We start from the raw sequence: 20,306 nt of genomic DNA, 5'->3' as shown, positions 1-20,306 counted from the left end.
TTTTCTTACATTGAACTGAATTACTTAGGCGCTAGCTCATAGTTTTCTTGCATCTCATGAGGGGCAATCCCGTACTCATAATCCGCTAAGTAACCATCCTTATAGACCTTCATTCCCTTCTCATCCCAGCTCACTTTGATCATCGCCGTGCTGCCATCTTCACTGCCTAACAGCTCAAGCATTTCAGCATCGATCTTAATCGCTTTAATGGTTTTAATACGCTTAAAGGGCTTAAATTCAGTGGTCGAGGTTGGCAAAGATCCGTAGCTGCTGATCCATGTCTCTTTAGGTACTAGCCATTGGTTGAAAACATCACCCACAATCGCTTTCGGCATGCTTGCGATAACAACAGAATCTGTCATTACGTTATTTGTCTCGATGCTGTAACCGCCCTCACCGTCTGAAACATAGGTCGGGAAATCAATGCCAATTTCAGACTCGGCTGGTAAACGACCTAAGGTGACCGACTTCTTAACGTACAGTTCTGCAGTTTCAAACTGCTGCATGATCTCTGGAATTTTCTGAAACTCAACAGGGGCAGCAAAGGCATTGAAAGCGAAAGAAAGGGAAGCTGCGATTACAGCGAATTTAACAGGCATTTTCATGTTAATAAATCCAAGTTTAACGAAGCCGTTAGAGTATCCCGTACTAAAATTCATCTCAATATCTCATTGTTCTTTATATCAGTAATTGTGATATCAACAGAGCAAGTATGTTTTGTTCACTAAAATGGATGTGGATTTATAAAAGCAGACTAGAATAAGTATTTGGAGTGATGCGTGATTAGGGCGATAAAAACTAAGTTGAAAGAGTGAATTGGAGCAATACTTCAAAGGTGAGGGATTTTTAAACACGTTTGAAATTCACGAAACATAATATGCGACCAGTTAACCGGACTTTCAAGGGAGTAATGGGAGATTATTTGATAACACGGAAGTGAATCACACATGTGCTATTTCGCAGTTGGTTAAACTCACCGATGTTTGCTACGTTTAAATGACACAGTCATTGGAAAGGTATGATTTATGAAAATAAATGTTCAAACACATCACGTATCAATTAACGACGAGTCACGCAAAGACATCGAAAGTAAATTCGAGAAGATATCGAACCATTTCCCATCACTGATCAGTTGCGACATCATCATTACTAAAGAACACGGTCAACATCAGGTAGAAGTATTCACCAACTACGAAGGTGTACGAGTAACAGCAAAATCTACAGACGATGTTATGTACCCAGCTATCGCTGCAGCACTCAAGAAACTTGAAGCAGGCCTAAGTAACCGTAAGGGACAATTGAAAGCAGACCTACACGAGAAACCAACGAGCACGAAGCCAGAAATCGCTTCGGACATCATCCAAGAGATGAAACTGGTATAACTCGATAAGTAGTTAAAGCGAACTAACGAATAGAAGCGCACAAGAATTTCAAAGCCAGCACATGTTGCTGGCTTTTTCGATCCCCCCTCAATCTCTTTATCAATCTATTACTTTGATTTTGACTATCGCGATGGCCTAACCCCTTCACTTCTCATCTTCGAACCAAGTCCAACTCTATATCGTTTTTAGCAAACTTATGTCACTGGCTGCTATAACAATCTCTAGTCGTATTTGGTACAGTTATAAGCAGAAATTTAGAGAATAAAGGAATGTTTATTATGAAAAAAATCGCGCTAATTCTATTTCTATCGACTCAACTGATGGCTTGTACAGAAGTGGGCAGTGAAGCTTGGTGTACAGATATGAAAGAAAAGCCGAAAGGCGACTGGACTGCCAATGAAGCCGGTGATTTTGCTAAACATTGTGTTTTCTAAACACGGTTAAGCGTTAATTAACGACACTTAGTAGCACTGAGTGAAAAACGTTTAACGACGAACAGAGCACTCCACGTAACACAATAAACCCGAATAAGTGAGTTTGAGGATGGAACACCAACTAGGTAATGACTGGCAACACATCAACTGGGTATTAACCGACGTCGATGACACGCTCACTTGGCAAGGTTCACTCCCTCCAGAAACCCTGATTGCGTTACAAAAGCTGAGAGACAATGGAATCAAAGTGGTCGCTGTAACGGGAGCCTGTGCTGGTTGGTGTGACCATATTGCGCAGCTTTGGCCTGTCGATGCCGTGCTTGGAGAGAACGGCGCCTTCTTACTAGAGAAGCAAGATGGTGCATTACAACTCTCATCTGAAACACCGCTAGAACAAGTGCGTAAGAACCAAGCTAAGCTAAAACAAGAAGTTGAAGCGATCTTGTTGAGTTACCCCGACCTATCGCTAACTTTGGATCAATCTTACCGCTTGTGTGAGGTCGCGATTGATATCGGCCAAAACCGTAAGCCTGTTGATCCTGAAACTGTTCAAGCGGTACTCGAAAGAATACACGCTTTAGGCGCACACGCGACGGCAAGTTCGATTCATATCAATGCTTGGTATGGCGAACACTCAAAGAAAAACGCTGTGCACCGTTTCCTTACTAATAAAGGCTTATCGCTTGAGCAAATCCACAATCAAGCCTGCTATGTCGGCGATTCAATGAACGATCAACAGATGTTCGAATCACTACCACTCACCGTTGGCGTGGCAAACATTAAGCATTATTGGGATAAGTTAGATCATCATCCAAGTAAGGTGATGTCGCAGCCGGGTGGCTATGGGTTTGCAGAATTTGTGGATGCGCTGCTGGCAGTTAAAAGCTAGACACTTAAAAACGAGTCACGCCCTTCGACTTCTAACAAGGTCTTAGGTCACTCAATAGACATAAAAAAACGACCGCTAGGTAGACCGAAGTACCTAGGGTCGTTTGAGCTTCAAAATGCTAGATAAGCTCTTAACTTTGACACATCACACAAAACACGCTGCATTGCACCATATGTTTATATGAGTTTGTTACGTATGTGGATCACTACGGCTTCCGCAACGATAACCACTGCGAAGATACTCACTAATACCATCGAAACTTTTTGCCACTCGAAAAGATTCTGCGCATCGTTTAGCACCACGCCAATACCACCAGCGCCCACTAACCCTAATACCGCAGATTCACGCACATTGATGTCCCAACGGAACAACACGATGGAGTAGAATGCGGGCATAACTTGTGGCCAATACCCTTTAAGCAAGATGCTCATCCAAGAAGCGCCAGTTGCGCGCAGAGCTTCGATAGGCCCCATGTTCACTTCGGCAATCGCTTCCGCTAACAGCTTCCCTACAAAGCCGATACTGCGAATGGCAATTGCCATAATGCCTGCGAGAACACCGGGGCCAAATAGTGCGATAAACAACAAAGCCCAAACCAATGAGTTCACAGAACGTGAAGACACCAGAAAGAATTGAGCCACCCAGTTCAGCGCTTTATTAGGTGTGATATTTGGCGCGTTCAACAACGCCAATGGAATCGCAAATATCAAGGTAAACAAGGTACCTAACGTCGCAATGTGCAGTGTTTCAATCATCGCTGCGTGGATTGATTCAGGATAGAAAGCGTAGTCCACTGGCACCATACGCTCGAACATGTCAGCAAACTGCGCTGGCGCGTCGTATAGGAACTCAGGAATCACTTCAACCGTCTGCCAAGACCAAACAATCGCACACACTAAGCTAAGGTAAACGGCAAATCGAGCCACGCGTTCGTTTGGTGTAAAGCGCTGCCACTCTTTATCGATAGATGCAGTTGTCATTAGAAGATTCTCCTAACAATGTTGGAAAGAAATTCACCCACAAGAATCAATGCGATAATGGTGATCAAAATAGCGGCGACAAAGTCGTAGTCAAAACGTTGGAATGCCGAAAATAACGTGCCGCCAAGGCCGCCCGCACCCACAATGCCAACCATGGTTGAATTACGTAGATTGGAATCAAGCTGGTAACTAGCAAAGCCAATAAAACGAGTAAATACTTGAGGCATTACCGCATACAAAATGACGCTGATAAAACTGGCACCGGTTGCTTTAATCGCTTCAACCGGTTTAAAAGAGATCTCTTCAATCGCTTCTGCAAAAAGCTTGGCAATAAAACCAATCGATGCGAAGACCAAAGTCAGGATCCCAGCAAGGGCACCGAAGCCCACCGCTTTCACAAATAGGATTGCGATGATCACCGGGTGAAAAGAGCGACATAGTGCGATGAAACAACGTATTGGCGTCGATACGATTGAAGGCATCATATTTCTCGCAGCTAACAAGCCCAGAAACAATGAAATAACGATGCCAAAGAAGCTTGAGATAATCGCAATCTGTAAGCTTTCCGCTAAACCGCTCAATAAAAGGTTAGTACGCGAAAAATCAGGCGGAAACATTCTTGATAGTAACCGCTCACTTTCACCAAAACCGATGACCAAACGATCAAAAGTCAATCCTAACGTCGCAAAGCTGTAAAACAGGTAGCCAATGATTGCAGCGATGATTGCTCGGTTAGTCCATGAGGTTTTGAACGGGTTTTCATGCTTCGCTGGCGACTGGTTTGACGGTACGCTTGGCGATGAACTTGGGGTTAATCCAGCCATGACTCACCCCCGTAAATGATTTTTAGATCTTCTTCTGAAATCCCTTCAGGGCTACCGTCATAATGAACTTTACCGTTACACATGCCGATGATGCGCTTGGCATAACGCTTGGCTAAGTTCACATCGTGGATGTTAACCAACACGGGAATGTTTTTCTGTTCTGCGAATGTCTCCATCAACTCCATGATCTCAACCGCGGTTTTCGGGTCGAGTGATGAAGTCGGTTCATCCGCCAATAAGATATATGGGTCTTGCATTACTGCGCGAGCGATACCGACACGCTGTCTTTGGCCGCCCGATAAACTGTCGGCACGTTGGTTAGCAAAGTCTTGCAGGCCAACAAATTCAAGTAACTCGAACGCTTTGGCGAGGTCTTGCGCAGAGTAGTTACGACGCCATGCATTCCAAGCAGTCATGTAACCCAAACGGCCACTCAACACGTTCTCGATAACCGTTAAACGTTCCACGAGGTTATATTCTTGAAACACCATGCCGATATGTCGACGCTGTTTACGTAGCGCTTGGCCTTTTAATTGAGTCAGGTCTGCGCCATCAAATATGATCTCACCTTGACTTGGATCGTTGAGTCGGTTGATACAGCGCAGAAGCGTACTTTTACCGGTACCGGATGGGCCGATAATCGCGATGATACCCGGCTCATCGATATCAATATTGATGCCTTTAAGGATTGGCTTGCCTGCCACGTATTCGTGGAAAAGGTTGTTTATCTTTATTCCTTCATAGCTTGCTACGGCCATACTGCATTTCCTTGTGCGAATTTTCGAATGATCTATGCCCTACCCGCGAGGGCATAGATATTTAGTTGAAGTAGGTGTTTTTTAAAGGGCTAAGTCTTTCTAAAACTTAGCCTTCCAACAGAGCTAAGAACTAGCCGTTGTTTGCTTGTTTTGCTAGCTCAGCGGCTTTTTTCTTTGCGCGTTTAGCCGCATCTTTTTCAGCCAGTTTCTTCAAGCCAGTTTTGGTGTAAGCCGTACCTGTCGCATGAGCGATATCACGAATCACATCCCATTCTTCTTTGTAGCTGATTGGAGAGAAACGGTCAGCACCTTTAAACGATGCGCTCATTTCTGGTGTAAAGCGGTAGCTAAAGAAAGCCTCGTTGATCTTCTCAACTAACTCTGGTTTTAGGTTGTAAGCGTAACCAAACGCAGACGTTGGGAAGCGTGGGCTACGGTAGATGATCTTCAGTTCAGAATCGTCAACACGACCTGCTGCTACCATACGATCGTACACGTCCGATGCCACAGGTGCTGCGTCATAATCTCCATTGAAGACACCTAGAATCGATTGGTCATGCTTACCTGAGTAAAGCACCTTGTAATCTTCATCTGGCACTAGGCCTTTCGCTGGGAATAACGCACGTGGAGCTAGGTTGCCAGAGTTGGAAGATGCAGAAGTGTGTGCAACCTTTTTGCCTTTCAGATCAGACATTTTGTTAATGCCGCTGTCTTTACGCACAATCGTGATTAGGTTGTAACCTTGGAAGCCAGACTCATCGCCCTTCACCGCAATTGGAACGTAACCTGCTAAGTTAACTGCGTAGCCTGTTGGGCCCGTAGAGAAACCTGCAACGTGCAGTCGACCAGAACGCATCGCTTCTACTTGCGCAGAGTTCGAGTGAACTGTGTAGTAAATCACTCGCTTACCCGTGATTTTACTTAGGTGAGCTTGGAAATCCGCAAACGCATCTTTGTACAGCGCAGGGTCTTCTACTGGCGTGTAAGTAAACACAAGCGTACTTGGGTCATTCCACTCATCTGGGTTCTTTGGTGAGTCGGCCACCAAATCTTGGTTTTCATCACAGTATCGATCGTCTAACACACCACGGCTAGAGCAGTCGCTTGCCATAGCCATTGAAGGAAGTAGTAATGAGCTAGCGATTAACAGTCCTTTAACACTGATTTTCATATTCAAACCTTACTTTTACTTATTGTTGAAAGTCACCTTCACTGTTGCAGCCTTTGTGCCACCTTTTTATATCTTTAATTTCAGTCACTTAAATAAAAACCCACACTTTCAAATTACTTTTGAGTCATTCGTGTCCAACTCAAAACCCATCATTTGGGTCATTTCTGTCCCGCCGATTTCAGTGGTAAAAAAAGAGCCCGAAGGCTCTTTGGTTCACTGCTTTTTCTCTTATTATTCTTTGGCTAAGCGCTCTCTATACAAACGCTATAATTAGCGACGTAACAGCGCTCTCAGAATCGCCTATGCGTCGCTGTCCATGCAGTTAGCGTAATAAGTTACCGTTGCAGGCCAATCGCTGAATACGCCCATCACACCAACATCTTGTGCCAACACATCAAGCATTTTCATCATATCGCCATCATTGTTGATGCCATCTTTCACGCTCTTGTAATACCAACCACCGCCTTGCGCTAGCGGGCCAGAACGTTCCAGTGTCCATGCGATAATGTCGAGGTCTGCATCCTTAGCCAGTTTCGCGTAGTTAGACGCCACTAATTCGTTGTTCTTATCAAGTTCAACCAAAGCAAACAGAGGTGGTGCGATGATATTCACACCCGCATCGTGTAGCTCTTTCATGTTTTCAACAGACGCGACAAAGTCCGCTTGTTCGTAAACACGGTCATCAAGATAAACCGCTTGTTTGCCGAACTCCGGTGTTTCATTGATCCAATACTTCACATCATCCAAGTTGAATGACTGTAGGTAAGTCTCAGAAGGCTTGAAACCCGCTTCTTTCAGTTCATCCACCAACTTCTGCGCATACATCTCTTGGCTAAATCCATTGAAAGGCATATCTACCGCTGCTGATTTCAATTCAGGAGTGACCTTCACGCCGTGCTCTTTAAAGAGTACTGCACTTTCTGCGTGTGTCATCAGTGTGCCACTTTGGCTGTAAAGATCGGTTCTCCAACCTGGAGTCCCGTTCATGTACTCTTCAACCGTGGTGGCTTTTGGGTTCGCACCATCCATTTTACCTTTGAGCGTCTTAAACTCAGCCAGCGTGAAATCAGAAGTACGGCACTCAACCTGAGCATCTTCGCCTGTCGCTGGATTAGCTGGTGTAAACGGGGTTGAGCACTTCTTCGCAAGATCTGGGTGTGCTAATACATCGGTCGTCGTGTGCAGATCACTTTGCGAGTGACGGCATACCAACGCCTTATCTTTGGTGAAGGTCACATCACACTCGACAACGCCTGCGCCCATTTGAATCGCCGCTAAATAAGATTCCTTAGTGTGCTCAGGAAACTGCATCGCAGCTCCGCGATGCCCAATAGAAAAATCACTACGATGAAAAGGTCCTTCGCTGCAACTCAACAGCTTAGTTTTCAAAGGGCTCTCATCCATATTGTTGACTAAAAAGAGGGGACGAGGTCCTAAGTTTGCTGGTTCTGCAGCGGCCCATGCCGTTATTGAACTCATGCCTAATATCAGAGCAATCGAACCTTTCAGTATTTGCTTCATGTTTGTATCTCCTTGCAACAAGCAATTATTTTTCTAATGTCCTTTATTCGATCATTCAATGTTGGATAGCTGTCATATATAGATAGCTGTCATATGTTTTTTGACTCAACACCGAATAACCTCGTGTGGGCTGACGCCACAATGTAAGGGTTGCACGCTTTGTGCCAGATGTTAAAGCTCTTTTATTACAATCACTTGAAACAGTTAGCCATTCGACTAAAAACCAAATGGGTCATTGTTGTCTTGTGCTTTTTCTTTTGGCTTTGGTTTTGCTTTTGATTTTGGTTTTCCATTTAACAAACACCTGAACGAATTAAGCTTTGAAACTCTCTTTATCCAATTGATGTTTCTTCATTTTTCGATAAAGCGTTTTGCGTGGTAGGTTCAGCTTGCTAGAGACCTCATTGATATTGCCTGCGCTCTCAATCAACGCTTCAGTCAGTACATTCCTTTCGTACTGCTCCATCTGCTTTTCAAAAGCGAAATCTTCTCCGGACGCTTCACAAATTGGCGATTGAAGATCGAAGCCATCGCCGACGATACCCAACACAAATCGATCAGCGACATTACGTAGTTCACGAACGTTACCCGGCCATTCATGCCGACATAGCTGCTGTATCTGCTCAGGGTAAATCGTTGATGGGCGCGTCTTATATTTGTGGCTCGCTTGAATCACAAAATGGCGAAACAACACCTGAATGTCTTCTTTTCGTTGGCGCAGTGCCGGAAGGTTTAAGCTCGCAATGTTCAATCGATAGAAGAGATCGGCTCTGAATTCCCCAGACTCACTCAAGCTCACGAGATCGGCTTTACTGGCTGCGACCACGACGATGTCGACAGGTATCAACTCATTACCACCAACACGCTCAATCATTCGCTCTTGAATCACGCGCAGCAGTTTTATTTGTACCGCAATCGGCATGCTCTCAATTTCATCGAGAAACAGAGTGCCGCCATTGGCTTGTTCTATTTTGCCAATACGCTTCTTGTTCGCGCTAGTAAACGAACCCGCTTCATGGCCAAACAACTCACTCTCAATAATGCTCTCTGTCATACCGCCACAGTTGATCGCGACAAATGGCTTAGTCTTACGACGACTGAATTGATGCAGAGCTTGAGCTATCACCTCTTTGCCCGTTCCCGTTTCTCCGTTGATGATGGTATCTACGCCGGTATGTGCCAAAGCGAGCACTTGTTTACGTATGGTATCCATCGCTTTTGATTGGCCAATAACCACAGATTCAATCGGTAAATCCTCTTGCTCATCACCATCCGAGGTTGACGGGCAGCTGTGCTGACACTGGGTAATCGCCAAATCAAGCTTCTCCACCAGCTCACTCGAATTAAGCGGTTTTTCCAGAAAGTCGAAAGCGCCCAACTTCATCGCTTCGATCGCCATTGGAATATCGCCATGGCCACTCATCAATAAAACGGGCACATTCGGGGCACGGTGTTGGATTGAGCTCAACAACGTCAAACCGTCCACTTTCGGCATGCGCACGTCACACAGCACAACCGACTGACTGTTCGCCTTAAGCGACTTTAGGCCAAGGTTGGGATCAGTAAAGGTGGTGACACTAAACCCTTCTAGCTCTAACATTTCGCTCACGGCTTCGACGACATCTATTTCATCGTCGATAAGAACTATGTGTTTTTCTGAAATCATGAACCTGTGCCTTTTGGTAGAGTGACGATAAAGGTGGTACCTTGGTGTTCAACCGATTCCACGTGAATCGAGCCGCCAAAATCTTTTATTATGTTGTATGCGATAGACAAGCCTAGCCCAAGCCCCTTACCTGTTGTTTTTCTGGAATAAAATGGGTCAAACAAATACGGGATATCTTCTTCAGGTATGCCCAGTCCGTTGTCCTTGACCAAAATCTGCATGGTGTTCGAAAGCTCTTGCGTAGCAATACTAAGTTGAGGCTGCTCTTTATGCTCAATGGCATCCAGAGCATTGCTTATGAGATTCACCAGCACTTGTTCCAAGCGTATGCTGTTGGCTCGAACCGTCAGGCAGCTTTGCGGTAAATACTGAATCGATACTGAGCTTTGTCTGGTTTCGAACAGATCAATCGCATCACCGACGACCTTATCCAATTCAACATTATCAATCTTGCCATCGCTCTTACGTGAGAAGGCCTTTAGGTGACGAGTAATCGCAGCCACTTTGTCTAACAAGATCTCGATCTTTTTTAGGTTCTCTTCTGCCCTGTCTGGCCTTTGCTTGCCTAACCAAAGCTGCGCGCTTCGAACGTGACTGTTTACTGCCGTCAGAGGTTGATTGATCTCGTGCGTGATCCCGACACTCAATTGCCCTAGCGCGGCCAATTTTCCGGCTTGGATTAGCTCGTCTTGGGTTACTCGTAGTTTGGCTTCGGCTAAGGTGCGCTCTTCAACCTCAGCCTCTAATTTTCGATTAGTTTGCTTAACGACTTTGGCCGTGGTCTGGAATACCTTTAGGTACTTGGCCATTTGCGTCACTTCGTCTTTGCCACGAATAGAAACTTCGGTATCTAGATGACCGGTAGAAATCGCGAACATGTTGTCTTTGAGCTGTAAAAGCCTTTCTAAAATACTCTTACGCACGTAGAACCACGAAATGGCAGCGGCAGCCAACACGCTAAACAGAGAAAGAAAAAGAGAGAGTTGTTGGTTCGATTGTAAAGACAGCTGCGCCTGCTGAATCGATTGGTCAATATTGCTATTCACCTTGCTGGTGTTGCTTTCGATCTGCACGGTTAATTGGTTCAAATGCTCGCGGCTGTTTTGCAGGAAGTATTGCTCTTGATAAAGATGATCGAGCGCTTTGTTTTTCATCCCATACAAGCTGCTATCGCTTGAGGCAAGGTTATAAATCACCGTGAGTTGATGATCTAATTGAGGATAATCACTTCTTAAATCACCACTGACCCAGAGCTTCCACCACTCTTCCCCTACCTGCTCTAATCGCAAACTGGTGTAATCCAGTTCATTAAAACTGGAGTCGTTATACAGCTTTTCAACCAAGCCTAATTGGTAATAAAGCAGAGACTTGAGCTGTGTGTACTGGATTTGATCTTTGGCAGACTCTGGCAAGTTATCGAGTGAGTCACTAGCTTGCTGCAATAGCGGATAAAAACCTTCGAGCAAATTACGAAGCTCTTGGTTGAGCTGTTCTGACTCAATTTCACTTTGATACAACAAGCTAAGGCTGTTATTAACTTGGGCGATAAGATCTTTAAAATAGGAGTGATAGTCCGGGAACTGAACCATAACGCTATTCATCACGGAAATAGCGTCTTCGATTTTTAGCATCGCCTGTTTGCGCTCTAAATTCGATTCAGCGTCACTGAGCTGAGAAGAGGTTGTAATAATCACTCGCACCATATCATTGAGGCGTGCGGCATTATCTAAGGCCGGGATTTCACTCTCCTTTAGATCAACAAGACGTTGGTTTAAATCATCGAAGGTAAAGCTAGAGACAACCGAGAGGAAGATAGTGGTCATCGATAGCATGGCCAACGCAAGCACCAAGCGCAGCTCAATACCTTTCCAACCAAACCACTTACGACGTGGGATTTTGATCGAGAACGGGCGCTCGAAACTATCCTTATTTTCTACAACCTCGGAGACATGACTACTCACTCGCCCCACCTTCTTCTCATCAAATAATCAACAGGAACTGTCAATGATTCAATCAGTTAGGGTGTGAGCCTTACTTAGGTTTGCATCGAATAGCTTTAGTGAAGCTATTAAATGAAGAGTAATCATTAACATTTCACATAAGATATCATAACAATTGTTTTATAAAGCTTGAGCTGTCGGTTTTGCGATAATAGAAAGTGACCGCACCGACAGAAACGTGATTACTTTATCAATACGCCCGTAAATCATACGAATAGCGCGCTCAATCAAGCAGTAAAAACCTTTGATTATTTAATAAGTTAAGGACTATAGATCTAAAAAATCGCACAAGCTTTCACTCATGCGATTTCATTTATGTCATGTCCATCGACTAACCCGAGGCTCAGCGAACTTAGAGAATAATCATCCCATCTCGATAAGTCAGCGCAGGCGAAACATCTTGGCCAAGTAAGACTGGGCCATCAAGGTCGACGATTTCAGATTGAACGGCGATAGGCAGAGCTGCACGCATCGCTAATGATGTACCAAGCATACAACCAGACATCAGCGTAAATCCTAGCCTTTTGGCTTCTTCTGCAAGAACCAATGCTTCAGTCAAACCGCCCGTCTTATCGAGTTTGATGTTGACCATTTCATACTTACCCAACAGCGATGAGAGCTGTGAAGTAGTATGACAGCTTTCATCAGCACACAGTGGGATCGGGTGATTGATGTGTGCCAGTGACGCATCGTGCTGCTGTGGAAGAGGTTGTTCGATCATCGCAATATCAAACTCTGTTAGTTGATTAAACAACTCTTCGAGATTCAGGCCCGTCCACGCTTCATTGGCATCCAGTACAATCTGAATATCTGCCGCAGCTTCTCGTACCGCGCGAACACGCTCTATCACTTGCTCGCCATCAAGCTTCACTTTTAAGAGTTTTGCTCCATTTACGACATAGTCTCGAGCCTGAGTCGCCATCGCTTCTGGAGTGCCAATCGAGACGGTCATTGCTGTCACGATTTGATTCGGTAACTCAAACAGGCTATTTGGGAAGACCTGGTCATGTTGTTTGGCTTCAAGCTCCCAAAGCGCACAATCGACCGCATTTCGCGCTGCCCCTCCGGTCAATAAAGACTGAAGATGATCTCTTAGCTCTGCCGGATCGGTAACGCCTCGCTCAAACATACCTTCAAGTGCGCTAGACGCTTGTTGGATTTGCGCTAACACAGACTCCGATGACTCGCCGTATCGTGGGTAAGGGGTGCACTCTCCCTGGGCTTGTTTGCCATCATGTTCAATATAAACACGAACAACGTGACACTCAGTTCGACTGCCACGAGAGATGCGAAAAGCCGTTTGCATCGCGATAGTAATGGGTTCTGCTGTAATCTTCATAATTTCACTCGGTTGATGTTCGCTTTAACAAATGGAAACGTAGAAATGATGAAGTCGTTAAAGTGAATGTCGCAAATGATCAGTAATGTGTTGTACACCAAAACGCACAGGGTCCGTCACGGGCACTTGATAGAGTGTGGTCCATTCTTGGCATAATGTCTCAGCGTCTTCAATGCTAATTGCCGACGTGTTCAAGCAGATGCCAACCAATTTCACATCTGGATTCGTCAGTCGTGCAGCTTGTAAGTTGGCTTCAATCGTCTGTTCTATGCTTGGTAATTGAACATGAGGAAGGTTACGAATATGTGGTCGCCCGACTTCATGGCACAACACCAAAGCATCGGCTTGTGCGCCATGTAATAACCCCAAACTCACGCCTGCAAACGAAGGGTTGAACAAAGAACCCTGCCCTTCAATGATGTCCCACTCGTGGTCGGTAAATTCGGGGCTAATCGCTTCAACCGCGCCGGAAATAAAATCCGCAACCACAGCATCAATCGAAATTCCGCTGCCTTCAATCAAAATACCCGTCTGCCCCGTCGCTTTAAACTGAGCTGACGTTCCCGCTTGTTTAAGCGATTTTTTAATGGCCAACGCCGAGAACATTTTACCTACTGAGCAATCTGTTCCGACAGTAAGCAGGCGCTTACCCTGACGAGGCTTACCGTTACCAACATTAAGAACACCGTCAAAATGGCGTACATCATGAAGCTTAGTCAATCCTTGGTGCTGCATGTCAGCAAGCGGTGAAAATTCGCTCAATCGTTGGTGCATTCCAGATGCAATCTCAAATCCCATTTCTGCAGCGGCCATAATGGTTGACTGCCAAGATTCGGGAATAACGCCACCCGGATTTGCGGTGCCAATCACCAGCGTCTTCGCCCCCTGCGCTTGCGCCTCTTGCAAGGTCATGTCCGTTAAGCCCAGTGAAACGGTATCACCCGTTAAACGCAGTTGGCCGAGGCAGATTTCTGGTCGCCATTGATGAATACCACGGGCTGTTTTTGCGGCAAGTGGGTCGGTAACATCCCCAAGAAAAAGAAGGTAAGGTTGAGCGATAGACATGAGCATTCCTAATTAATAAGTCCTTGTATGGATTTACTTTAATTAGGAATTAGATAGCTGCCGAATACCTATTTATGGCGAGCCTATAACCTTAAGTTATAGGGTGGGTATGGCTCTTCAATGAAGCGATAAATTGCTTAACGGAAATCGACTGAGGGGTGTGCTCTGCGCAAAGCATCGATACCGAGAATTGGATATCTGGTTGAAGTGGCAACACACAAACCGCATCGTCATTTTGATACTGCTCTGCCGTCCACGGGTCAACGATCGCAAACCCAGCTTGGTGCTTCACCAGTTCCGCCGCAGCGCTGTATCCACGTACCGATATAGGGTGGTGATAATGCTCATCGCGTGCAATAAGGCTTTGATGTAACAGGAGGCCTAATGGATCGCGGCTATCGAGCCCGATGATTGGTAAGGGATAATTGATCAGATCATCAAGGGTTAATTCAGTAGGTAGCTGTTCAACGGTGCTGGAAGGAACCAGAACCTTGAGTGATTCAGTTAAGAGTGTTTCACTTAATATCGCAGGTGGTGCTTCATCGCCAAACGCGATAGCAATATCAAGCTCATGCTTTAACAACCCAGCACACAGTTCATCACGGTTTGCTGTCAGCAACTCAAAAGAGAGCTCTTGTTCGCGAGACATTTGAGCAATCACTTGCGTCAGCAACTTGGTCGCCAGAATCGGTGGCGCGCCAATGCGTAAATGCTGATGGCCATGCTTCACCTTATTCGTCAAAGAACGAAACTGACCCAGTTGCTGATACACTTTTTCTGCTTCAGGTAACAAGGTTTTCGCTTCAACCGTTGGTACCAATCGTCCTTTAACTCTTTCAAATAAACCAAACCCGAGTTGTTGCTCTGTGTGCGCCAGAATACGCGTCACGTTAGGTTGTGACACATGCAGATTACGTGCGGCTCCAGATACGGTGCCGGTTTGCATGATGGCGTAAAAGACTTCCAACTGTCTTAGGTTCACATTGATGTCCTTATGGTTCGCGAAACAAATCTAGGGGTTAGCTTTTTGCGTGAGTCTATTTTAGTAGCTCAGCTACCGTAGGTTGAAGTACCTCAGCCCAAACTTGATAAGCCTTCGCATTCAAATGCAAATCATCACATGAGTACTCATTCGACAAAAGCTGATTAGGTGACAATACAGAATTCACATCTAAAAACGCAATGCCTTGCTGAGAACAGTACTCGCTTATCTTGCTATTGAGCAGTTCCACTGAAGGGTTCAAACCTTGCAGTTTAGAGCCAACATAAAGCGTTGATTGCACCAAGATTCGAATATCGTTTTCTTGCCACACCTTAAGCATATCAATGTAGTTCTGGTAGATATATTCGACATCATAACCCTGAGCTAAATCGTTTACCCCTGCCATAAAACATACAAGCTTTGGTTTCACATTCAACGTGGTATCAATGCGGCGCAACATGCCTGTTGTGGTATCTCCTGCTAGGCCACGATTGACCATTGAGACATCGCGGAAAATATCCGCCCACGGGGCCCACTCGGTGATCGAATCACCAAACATCACTAGGTCTGCATTTGGAGAAAAATGACGGTGATTGTCTGATGTCATGATGTAACGGCTCATGCTGTGGCCTCGTTGTTGAATCTCAGACTGAAGAGCAACTGCCTTGAGGATATCACTATCCGGCGTAGTGCCATCAAATTGAGTCAGTAACCCTTCGATGTGTGGCTTAAAAGGGCTAAGACGAGTACTCAGTTGGTGGTGTTCTTTAAGGGAAGATAACCTCTCTAATAGTGCGTATAGAGAGCTATTTTGACCAACTTCTTGGAATAACTGATACAGATCGAGGACAGGGTGTTGTTGCAGCGCGGCAAGTAATTGCTTGTCTTCCATGGTGTTATCTAACCCTTCAATTATCTAATGATGAACCAAAGATAATATCCGATTGCTTACGGGATAGATAACACTAGAAGCAGATCGTTACTTTTACTAGAAGTAAATAGTTACTTTTCTTTGATTAATAGATGATTACGATTATCACGGCTCTTTTTAATAAGCTCGTTGCTCTCATCCATTTCATCTGACTTTGCAAGGCGATCATAAAGCAGCACGTTAACCGTCGCAGCCAAGTTCATACAGCCAACCGTTGGTACATACACAACGTGATCAGCTCTATCCGCAACATCTTGAGAAATAGAGCCGTCTTCAGGGCCAAAGATATAGATAGCGTTTTCAGGGTGTTTAAAACGAGGCAGTGGTGTCGCACCTTCTGCTAGTTCTACACACACAATCTGAGTTTCCGCGTCAAGATTATCTAAAAATGACTCAGCGGCAGTAAGCGGGATCGTGCGCGCTGCGCTCTTCGTATCAGTGTGGAATTTAGCGGCTTTTTCGTAGCGTTGCCCTGTGTATTTAACTTCGTCGACTTGGTAACAACCAGCCGCACGCATAACAGCGCCAACATTCGTCGGGCTCTTTGGGTTAGTTAAACCAATAATCACATGGCTTTTGTTCATGAATATTTCTCACTTAACGAATAAACATAGCAAGGTGCTACAAAGGGCCGCATTCTACCAAAACAACGTCGAATTCAAAAGCATCGATACAAACTCGCTTTTTCGCTCTTAAGCCTTTAATTGCAAGGCTTCTCACATTAAAAACTTAACCGCCATCATGTTTATCAAACAAAAATATTCTAGGGTAACAATTAGACAACAAGCCCATTTACATTTTGAAACCACATTAATAATGTGTTGAAAATTGTATGAGAAAATCACACAGGAAGCGTGAAATGACCCTAACCATCAAAAACCGCCTTTATATTCTCTCTTTCATTCCTTTGCTACTAATGGCAATTGGCATGATGAGCGTGACGTATATGAAGAGCACCGAGCTAACCGCACAGCAAGTAGAATCGACGCGTAGCAATATGATGGCGATGAAAGAAAAGGAACTCAAAGCGTACCTGCAAATGGCCTACTCTTCGATCAGCCCATTTTTAGATAAAGGGGCAACACTAGAAGAGGCTTTACCAACATTGAAAACCCTAAAATATGGCGAATCGGGCTATATTTTTGGTTACGACTCTAAAGGTGTCCGAGTTGTGGTTGGGCAAAGTAACGATGGTATTGGTAAAAATTACTATGACCTTCAAGACAAGCAAGGTAATTACCTAATCCGAGACCTGATCAAGAACTCAAAACTGGGTGAATTTACGACTTACTATTTCCCGAAACCGGGCCAATCTGTCGCGTTACCAAAACTCAGCTACTCAGTATTTGTTCCGCAATGGGACTTAATGCTTGGTACTGGCTTCTACACCGATGACATCGACGCTGTTATTGCCGAGATGAAAGAAAGTTCGAATGTCGCGCTACAAAGTTCCCTGACTGCTATCGCGATTTTCTGCGGATTGATTGCACTAGTAGTCGCCGTTTTCGCTGTTGCAGTGAACCGTACCATCATGCAACCTCTTGAGCAGTTCGACCGTTCAATTAGTGCCTTTGCAAGTGGCGAGGCCGATTTAACCGCTCGAATGGAAAAATTCAAAGCCCCTGAGTTCACTAAGCTCAGCGAGAACTTCAACGCCTTCGTTGCTAGCCTACAAACCATCATCCGCAGCGTGAGTGATGTTGGCCAGCAAGTCGTCGCTGAAACCAGCAGTATGTCTTCTCGCGCCGCTCAGGTTGATGAAATTGCCACTGGTCAGCGTGAAGAGACTGAACAAGTTGCAACAGCAATGACCGAAATGACAACAACAGCACAAGAGATCTCCAGTAACGCAAGTCAGGCGGCTGACTCAGCGAAGCTTGCAGAGGGTAATGCCAAAGAAGCTCAACAAATAGTGAACGCTGCTGCCAACTCTGTTGCTGGTCTTGCTAGCGAAGTATCCGAAGCCAACACAGTGGTATCTAGATTAGAAGGTGATGTACAAAACATTTCGTCGTCACTGACGGTCATTCAAGATATTGCCGAACAAACAAACTTATTAGCACTGAATGCAGCAATTGAAGCCGCTCGTGCAGGTGAGCAAGGGCGTGGATTTGCAGTGGTTGCGGACGAGGTGCGTAAACTGGCAAGCCGAACTCAAGAAAGCACTGGTGACATTCATAAAATGATTCAGCAGCTAAAAGCCGCCTCAGATGCTGCCGTAAAAGCAATGGATTCGAGCCAAAATAAAAGTGCTCAAACGGTGGAAGAAGCGAATGCCGCAGCCGCAGCACTGGCGAAAATCCAAGAGTCGATTGATACGATCATGGACATGAACTCATTGATTGCTACCGCGACAGAGCAGCAAAACATTGTTGGCCAAGAGATATCTCAACGCATTGTGGTGATTTCCGATCAAAGCTCACAATCAGCATCATTAGCGAATCAAAACCGTGCGGGTAGCCAGAACCTCAACAGCCGCGCAAATGAGCTGTACCACTTGGTTGATCGCTTCACGGTCTAGGACATTTACGGTCTATTAAATAGTAAGTAAACGCTGCTTATAAATAACAAGTAAGCGCTACTTAACGTTAAGACTTTTACACTAAATATGAACGGGCTTCAGAATCTCTACTCTGAAGCCCGTTTTTAATTAGATGGGGTATTGATGTAAGGGAGCATATTGCACGGCTCTAAGACCCAAATTCAGCCTCAACACAACTTTGATTCAGAGGACAATGTTCACACTTGGGATTAGGGTTACAAAACTGCTGACCATGTTCGACTAGCAAACCATGATAGTGGCCGTACTTTTTAGTATCTAGAGGGATCACGCTTTCCATCAAGGTTCGAAATTTTTCATACGATTTAGGCACATCGAGCCCATTGCGAGTGAAGATCCTTCTTGCGTACGCATCAATCACAAAAGATGGTTTACCTATCGCATACACCAGAATCGCGTCAGCCGTTTCACCACCGATTCCTTTGACTTCCAATAGCTCATTTCGCAGCTTATCTTTGTCCTGTTCTCGCACCACAGACATATCGTATTGATACTTCGAAAACCACTCTGTCACGGCCTTCAACTTAATGGCTTTTTGATTGTAGTAGCCACTCGAACGAATCTTTTCGGCAAGATCATCAAGACCCATCTCGGCTACTGAGCTTGGATCGCACTTATCGCCTAAGTTGGTGAGTGCTTTCTCTGCGTTCTTCCAGTTGGTGTTCTGAACCAGAATAGCGCCTAACACTATCTCGTAAGGATCTTCCCTTTGCCACCAATCAAAATAGCCATAGTGCTGCTCAAGGGTGTCGAACACGCTAAGGATCAGCTCGGCTTGAGCCTTTGAATTGTTGTGGCTTTGGGTCATAGAACTAATCCAATTGCTCAGACAGGAAGTCCACCAGCAAGCGAACCTTTGAAGACAGGTTACGGTTCTGAGGATAAAGCGCCCAGATCCCTTCTTTGTCGTCTCGATAATCGGATAACACTTCGACCAACTCTCCCGACTCTAGATCTTCACTCACGTAATATTCTGGCAGTTGAACCAAGCCAATGCTCTGTTTAGCGGCGTCCAATAAGGCTAAGCCACTATTACACCTAATTCGTCCATTAACACGAACCGAGCGAGGGCGTTTATTCTCTTTGAAGCGCCAATGTTCAAAGCCACCGACCAAACATTGATGGTGACTCAATTCAGAGAGCGTATGCGGCTCACCATAGCGTTTAATGTATTCAGGGCTTGCACATACATAAAGCTGTCGCTGCGATAACTTCTTTGCGACCAAGCTTGAATCTTCTAAGCGGCCAAGACGAATCGCCACATCAACACCAGAATCGATAAGATCGAGCTTTTGATTGGTCAGCATCAGCTCAAGTTCTACTTGTGGGTAAAGCTTTAAAAATTGATGAAGTATTGGGGCGAGCTGGCGCTCACCATAAGTCACAGGCGCAGTGACTTTCAGTAAGCCTTTTGGTGTGGATTGCATCTGCGTGACCGCAAGCTCAGCAATTTCTAAGCCTTCAACCAGCAACTTACACTGCTGATAATAGAGTTGCCCAGCCTCTGTTAGAGAAACCTTACGCGTCGTTCGATTGAGCAGTTTCACCGCGAGTCGTTCTTCGAGGTTTGCTACTCTACGACTGATTTGAGCCACCGACGTAGCGAGCTTCTGCGCCGCACCGGTAAAGCTTTCACGCTCTGCCACTGCAACAAACTCACTTACCCCTTCCCAATTGGCCATGTTTTTACCTTATGCTGAACGATGGTTACCCAGACAGTGTATTGAAGATAGATATCAGTGTCACCTTGCTTGATATGCACTGCGCATAAATGGTCTGCATCTACAATCGTTCAAAATCAATA

Annotated in this window: 19 protein-coding genes; 4 read left to right on the top strand and 15 right to left on the bottom strand. The window is 45.2% G+C overall.

Going from position 1 to position 20,306, the window contains the following annotated elements; translation table 11 throughout:
• Positions 1 to 20: 20 nt before the first annotated feature.
• Positions 21 to 605: a hypothetical protein gene (locus NX845_RS17360; protein ID WP_065681127.1), complete on the bottom strand. Its 585-nt coding sequence runs from the start codon at positions 603 to 605 to the stop codon at positions 21 to 23.
• A gap of 420 nt (positions 606 to 1,025) precedes the next feature.
• Here NX845_RS17360 and hpf point away from each other — a divergent pair, with 420 nt between their 5' ends.
• From hpf to NX845_RS17345, 3 genes are all read left to right on the top strand, one after another.
• A complete protein-coding gene (gene hpf / locus NX845_RS17355; protein ID WP_004733000.1) occupies positions 1,026 to 1,382 on the top strand; it encodes a ribosome hibernation-promoting factor, HPF/YfiA family in 357 nt (118 codons plus the stop codon).
• Positions 1,383 to 1,660: 278 nt separating this feature from the next.
• Complete coding sequence (locus NX845_RS17350) at positions 1,661 to 1,816, top strand: DUF3012 domain-containing protein (RefSeq protein ID WP_017076890.1); 156 nt, start codon at positions 1,661 to 1,663, stop codon at positions 1,814 to 1,816.
• Positions 1,817 to 1,925: 109 nt separating this feature from the next.
• On the top strand, positions 1,926 to 2,705 hold the full coding sequence (locus NX845_RS17345; protein WP_061021483.1) for an HAD-IIB family hydrolase: 780 nt from the start codon (positions 1,926 to 1,928) through the stop codon (positions 2,703 to 2,705).
• A gap of 176 nt (positions 2,706 to 2,881) precedes the next feature.
• On the opposite strand, the gene phnE (NX845_RS17340) is transcribed toward NX845_RS17345, so the two are convergent.
• The 12 genes from phnE (NX845_RS17340) to NX845_RS17285 form a co-directional block, all read right to left on the bottom strand.
• A complete protein-coding gene (gene phnE, locus NX845_RS17340) occupies positions 2,882 to 3,685 on the bottom strand; it encodes a phosphonate ABC transporter, permease protein PhnE (protein ID WP_004732994.1) in 804 nt (267 codons plus the stop codon).
• Entirely contained in the window at positions 3,685 to 4,509 is an 825-nt protein-coding gene (phnE, locus tag NX845_RS17335) for a phosphonate ABC transporter, permease protein PhnE (RefSeq protein ID WP_004732992.1), read from the bottom strand. Before phnE (NX845_RS17335) ends, phnE (NX845_RS17340) begins: the two co-directional genes overlap by 1 nt.
• Positions 4,497 to 5,267, bottom strand: coding sequence for a phosphonate ABC transporter ATP-binding protein (gene phnC / locus NX845_RS17330; protein ID WP_004732991.1), 771 nt, complete (start codon positions 5,265 to 5,267; stop codon positions 4,497 to 4,499). Before phnC ends, phnE (NX845_RS17335) begins: the two co-directional genes overlap by 13 nt.
• A 130-nt stretch (positions 5,268 to 5,397) precedes the next feature.
• Complete coding sequence (gene phnD / locus NX845_RS17325; RefSeq protein ID WP_004732989.1) at positions 5,398 to 6,438, bottom strand: phosphate/phosphite/phosphonate ABC transporter substrate-binding protein; 1,041 nt, start codon at positions 6,436 to 6,438, stop codon at positions 5,398 to 5,400.
• 300 nt (positions 6,439 to 6,738) lie between these two features.
• Entirely contained in the window at positions 6,739 to 7,959 is a 1,221-nt protein-coding gene (locus tag NX845_RS17320; RefSeq protein ID WP_065681106.1) for a glycerophosphodiester phosphodiesterase family protein, read from the bottom strand.
• A 313-nt stretch (positions 7,960 to 8,272) separates the two neighbouring features.
• On the bottom strand, positions 8,273 to 9,625 hold the full coding sequence (locus NX845_RS17315) for a sigma-54 dependent transcriptional regulator (protein WP_017076895.1): 1,353 nt from the start codon (positions 9,623 to 9,625) through the stop codon (positions 8,273 to 8,275).
• Positions 9,622 to 11,595: an ATP-binding protein gene (locus NX845_RS17310; RefSeq protein ID WP_065681105.1), complete on the bottom strand. Its 1,974-nt coding sequence runs from the start codon at positions 11,593 to 11,595 to the stop codon at positions 9,622 to 9,624. The genes NX845_RS17315 and NX845_RS17310 overlap by 4 nt, the downstream gene beginning before the upstream one ends.
• Positions 11,596 to 11,977: 382 nt before the next feature.
• Complete coding sequence (dgcA, locus tag NX845_RS17305; protein ID WP_065681104.1) at positions 11,978 to 12,964, bottom strand: N-acetyl-D-Glu racemase DgcA; 987 nt, start codon at positions 12,962 to 12,964, stop codon at positions 11,978 to 11,980.
• A 57-nt stretch (positions 12,965 to 13,021) separates the two neighbouring features.
• On the bottom strand, positions 13,022 to 14,029 hold the full coding sequence (gene dgcN / locus NX845_RS17300; protein ID WP_256799116.1) for an N-acetyltransferase DgcN: 1,008 nt from the start codon (positions 14,027 to 14,029) through the stop codon (positions 13,022 to 13,024).
• 91 nt (positions 14,030 to 14,120) lie between these two features.
• Complete coding sequence (locus NX845_RS17295) at positions 14,121 to 15,011, bottom strand: LysR family transcriptional regulator (protein ID WP_260257028.1); 891 nt, start codon at positions 15,009 to 15,011, stop codon at positions 14,121 to 14,123.
• A gap of 55 nt (positions 15,012 to 15,066) precedes the next feature.
• A complete protein-coding gene (locus tag NX845_RS17290; RefSeq protein WP_260257027.1) occupies positions 15,067 to 15,903 on the bottom strand; it encodes an SGNH/GDSL hydrolase family protein in 837 nt (278 codons plus the stop codon).
• 110 nt (positions 15,904 to 16,013) lie between these two features.
• Complete coding sequence (locus tag NX845_RS17285) at positions 16,014 to 16,526, bottom strand: RNA methyltransferase (protein WP_017076901.1); 513 nt, start codon at positions 16,524 to 16,526, stop codon at positions 16,014 to 16,016.
• A 275-nt stretch (positions 16,527 to 16,801) separates the two neighbouring features.
• Here NX845_RS17285 and NX845_RS17280 point away from each other — a divergent pair, with 275 nt between their 5' ends.
• Entirely contained in the window at positions 16,802 to 18,463 is a 1,662-nt protein-coding gene (locus NX845_RS17280; RefSeq protein WP_260257026.1) for a methyl-accepting chemotaxis protein, read from the top strand.
• A gap of 169 nt (positions 18,464 to 18,632) precedes the next feature.
• Here NX845_RS17280 and NX845_RS17275 read toward each other — a convergent pair whose 3' ends face one another.
• Positions 18,633 to 19,310, bottom strand: coding sequence for an endonuclease III domain-containing protein (locus NX845_RS17275; RefSeq protein WP_260257025.1), 678 nt, complete (start codon positions 19,308 to 19,310; stop codon positions 18,633 to 18,635).
• A 4-nt stretch (positions 19,311 to 19,314) separates the two neighbouring features.
• Positions 19,315 to 20,184: a LysR family transcriptional regulator gene (locus NX845_RS17270; RefSeq protein WP_260257024.1), complete on the bottom strand. Its 870-nt coding sequence runs from the start codon at positions 20,182 to 20,184 to the stop codon at positions 19,315 to 19,317.
• Positions 20,185 to 20,306: the final 122 nt, after the last annotated feature.

It is taken from the genome of Vibrio sp. NC2 (assembly GCF_025195005.1).
Classification (GTDB): domain Bacteria; phylum Pseudomonadota; class Gammaproteobacteria; order Enterobacterales; family Vibrionaceae; genus Vibrio; species Vibrio splendidus.
This window is presented reverse-complemented; position numbering and strand designations above follow the sequence as displayed.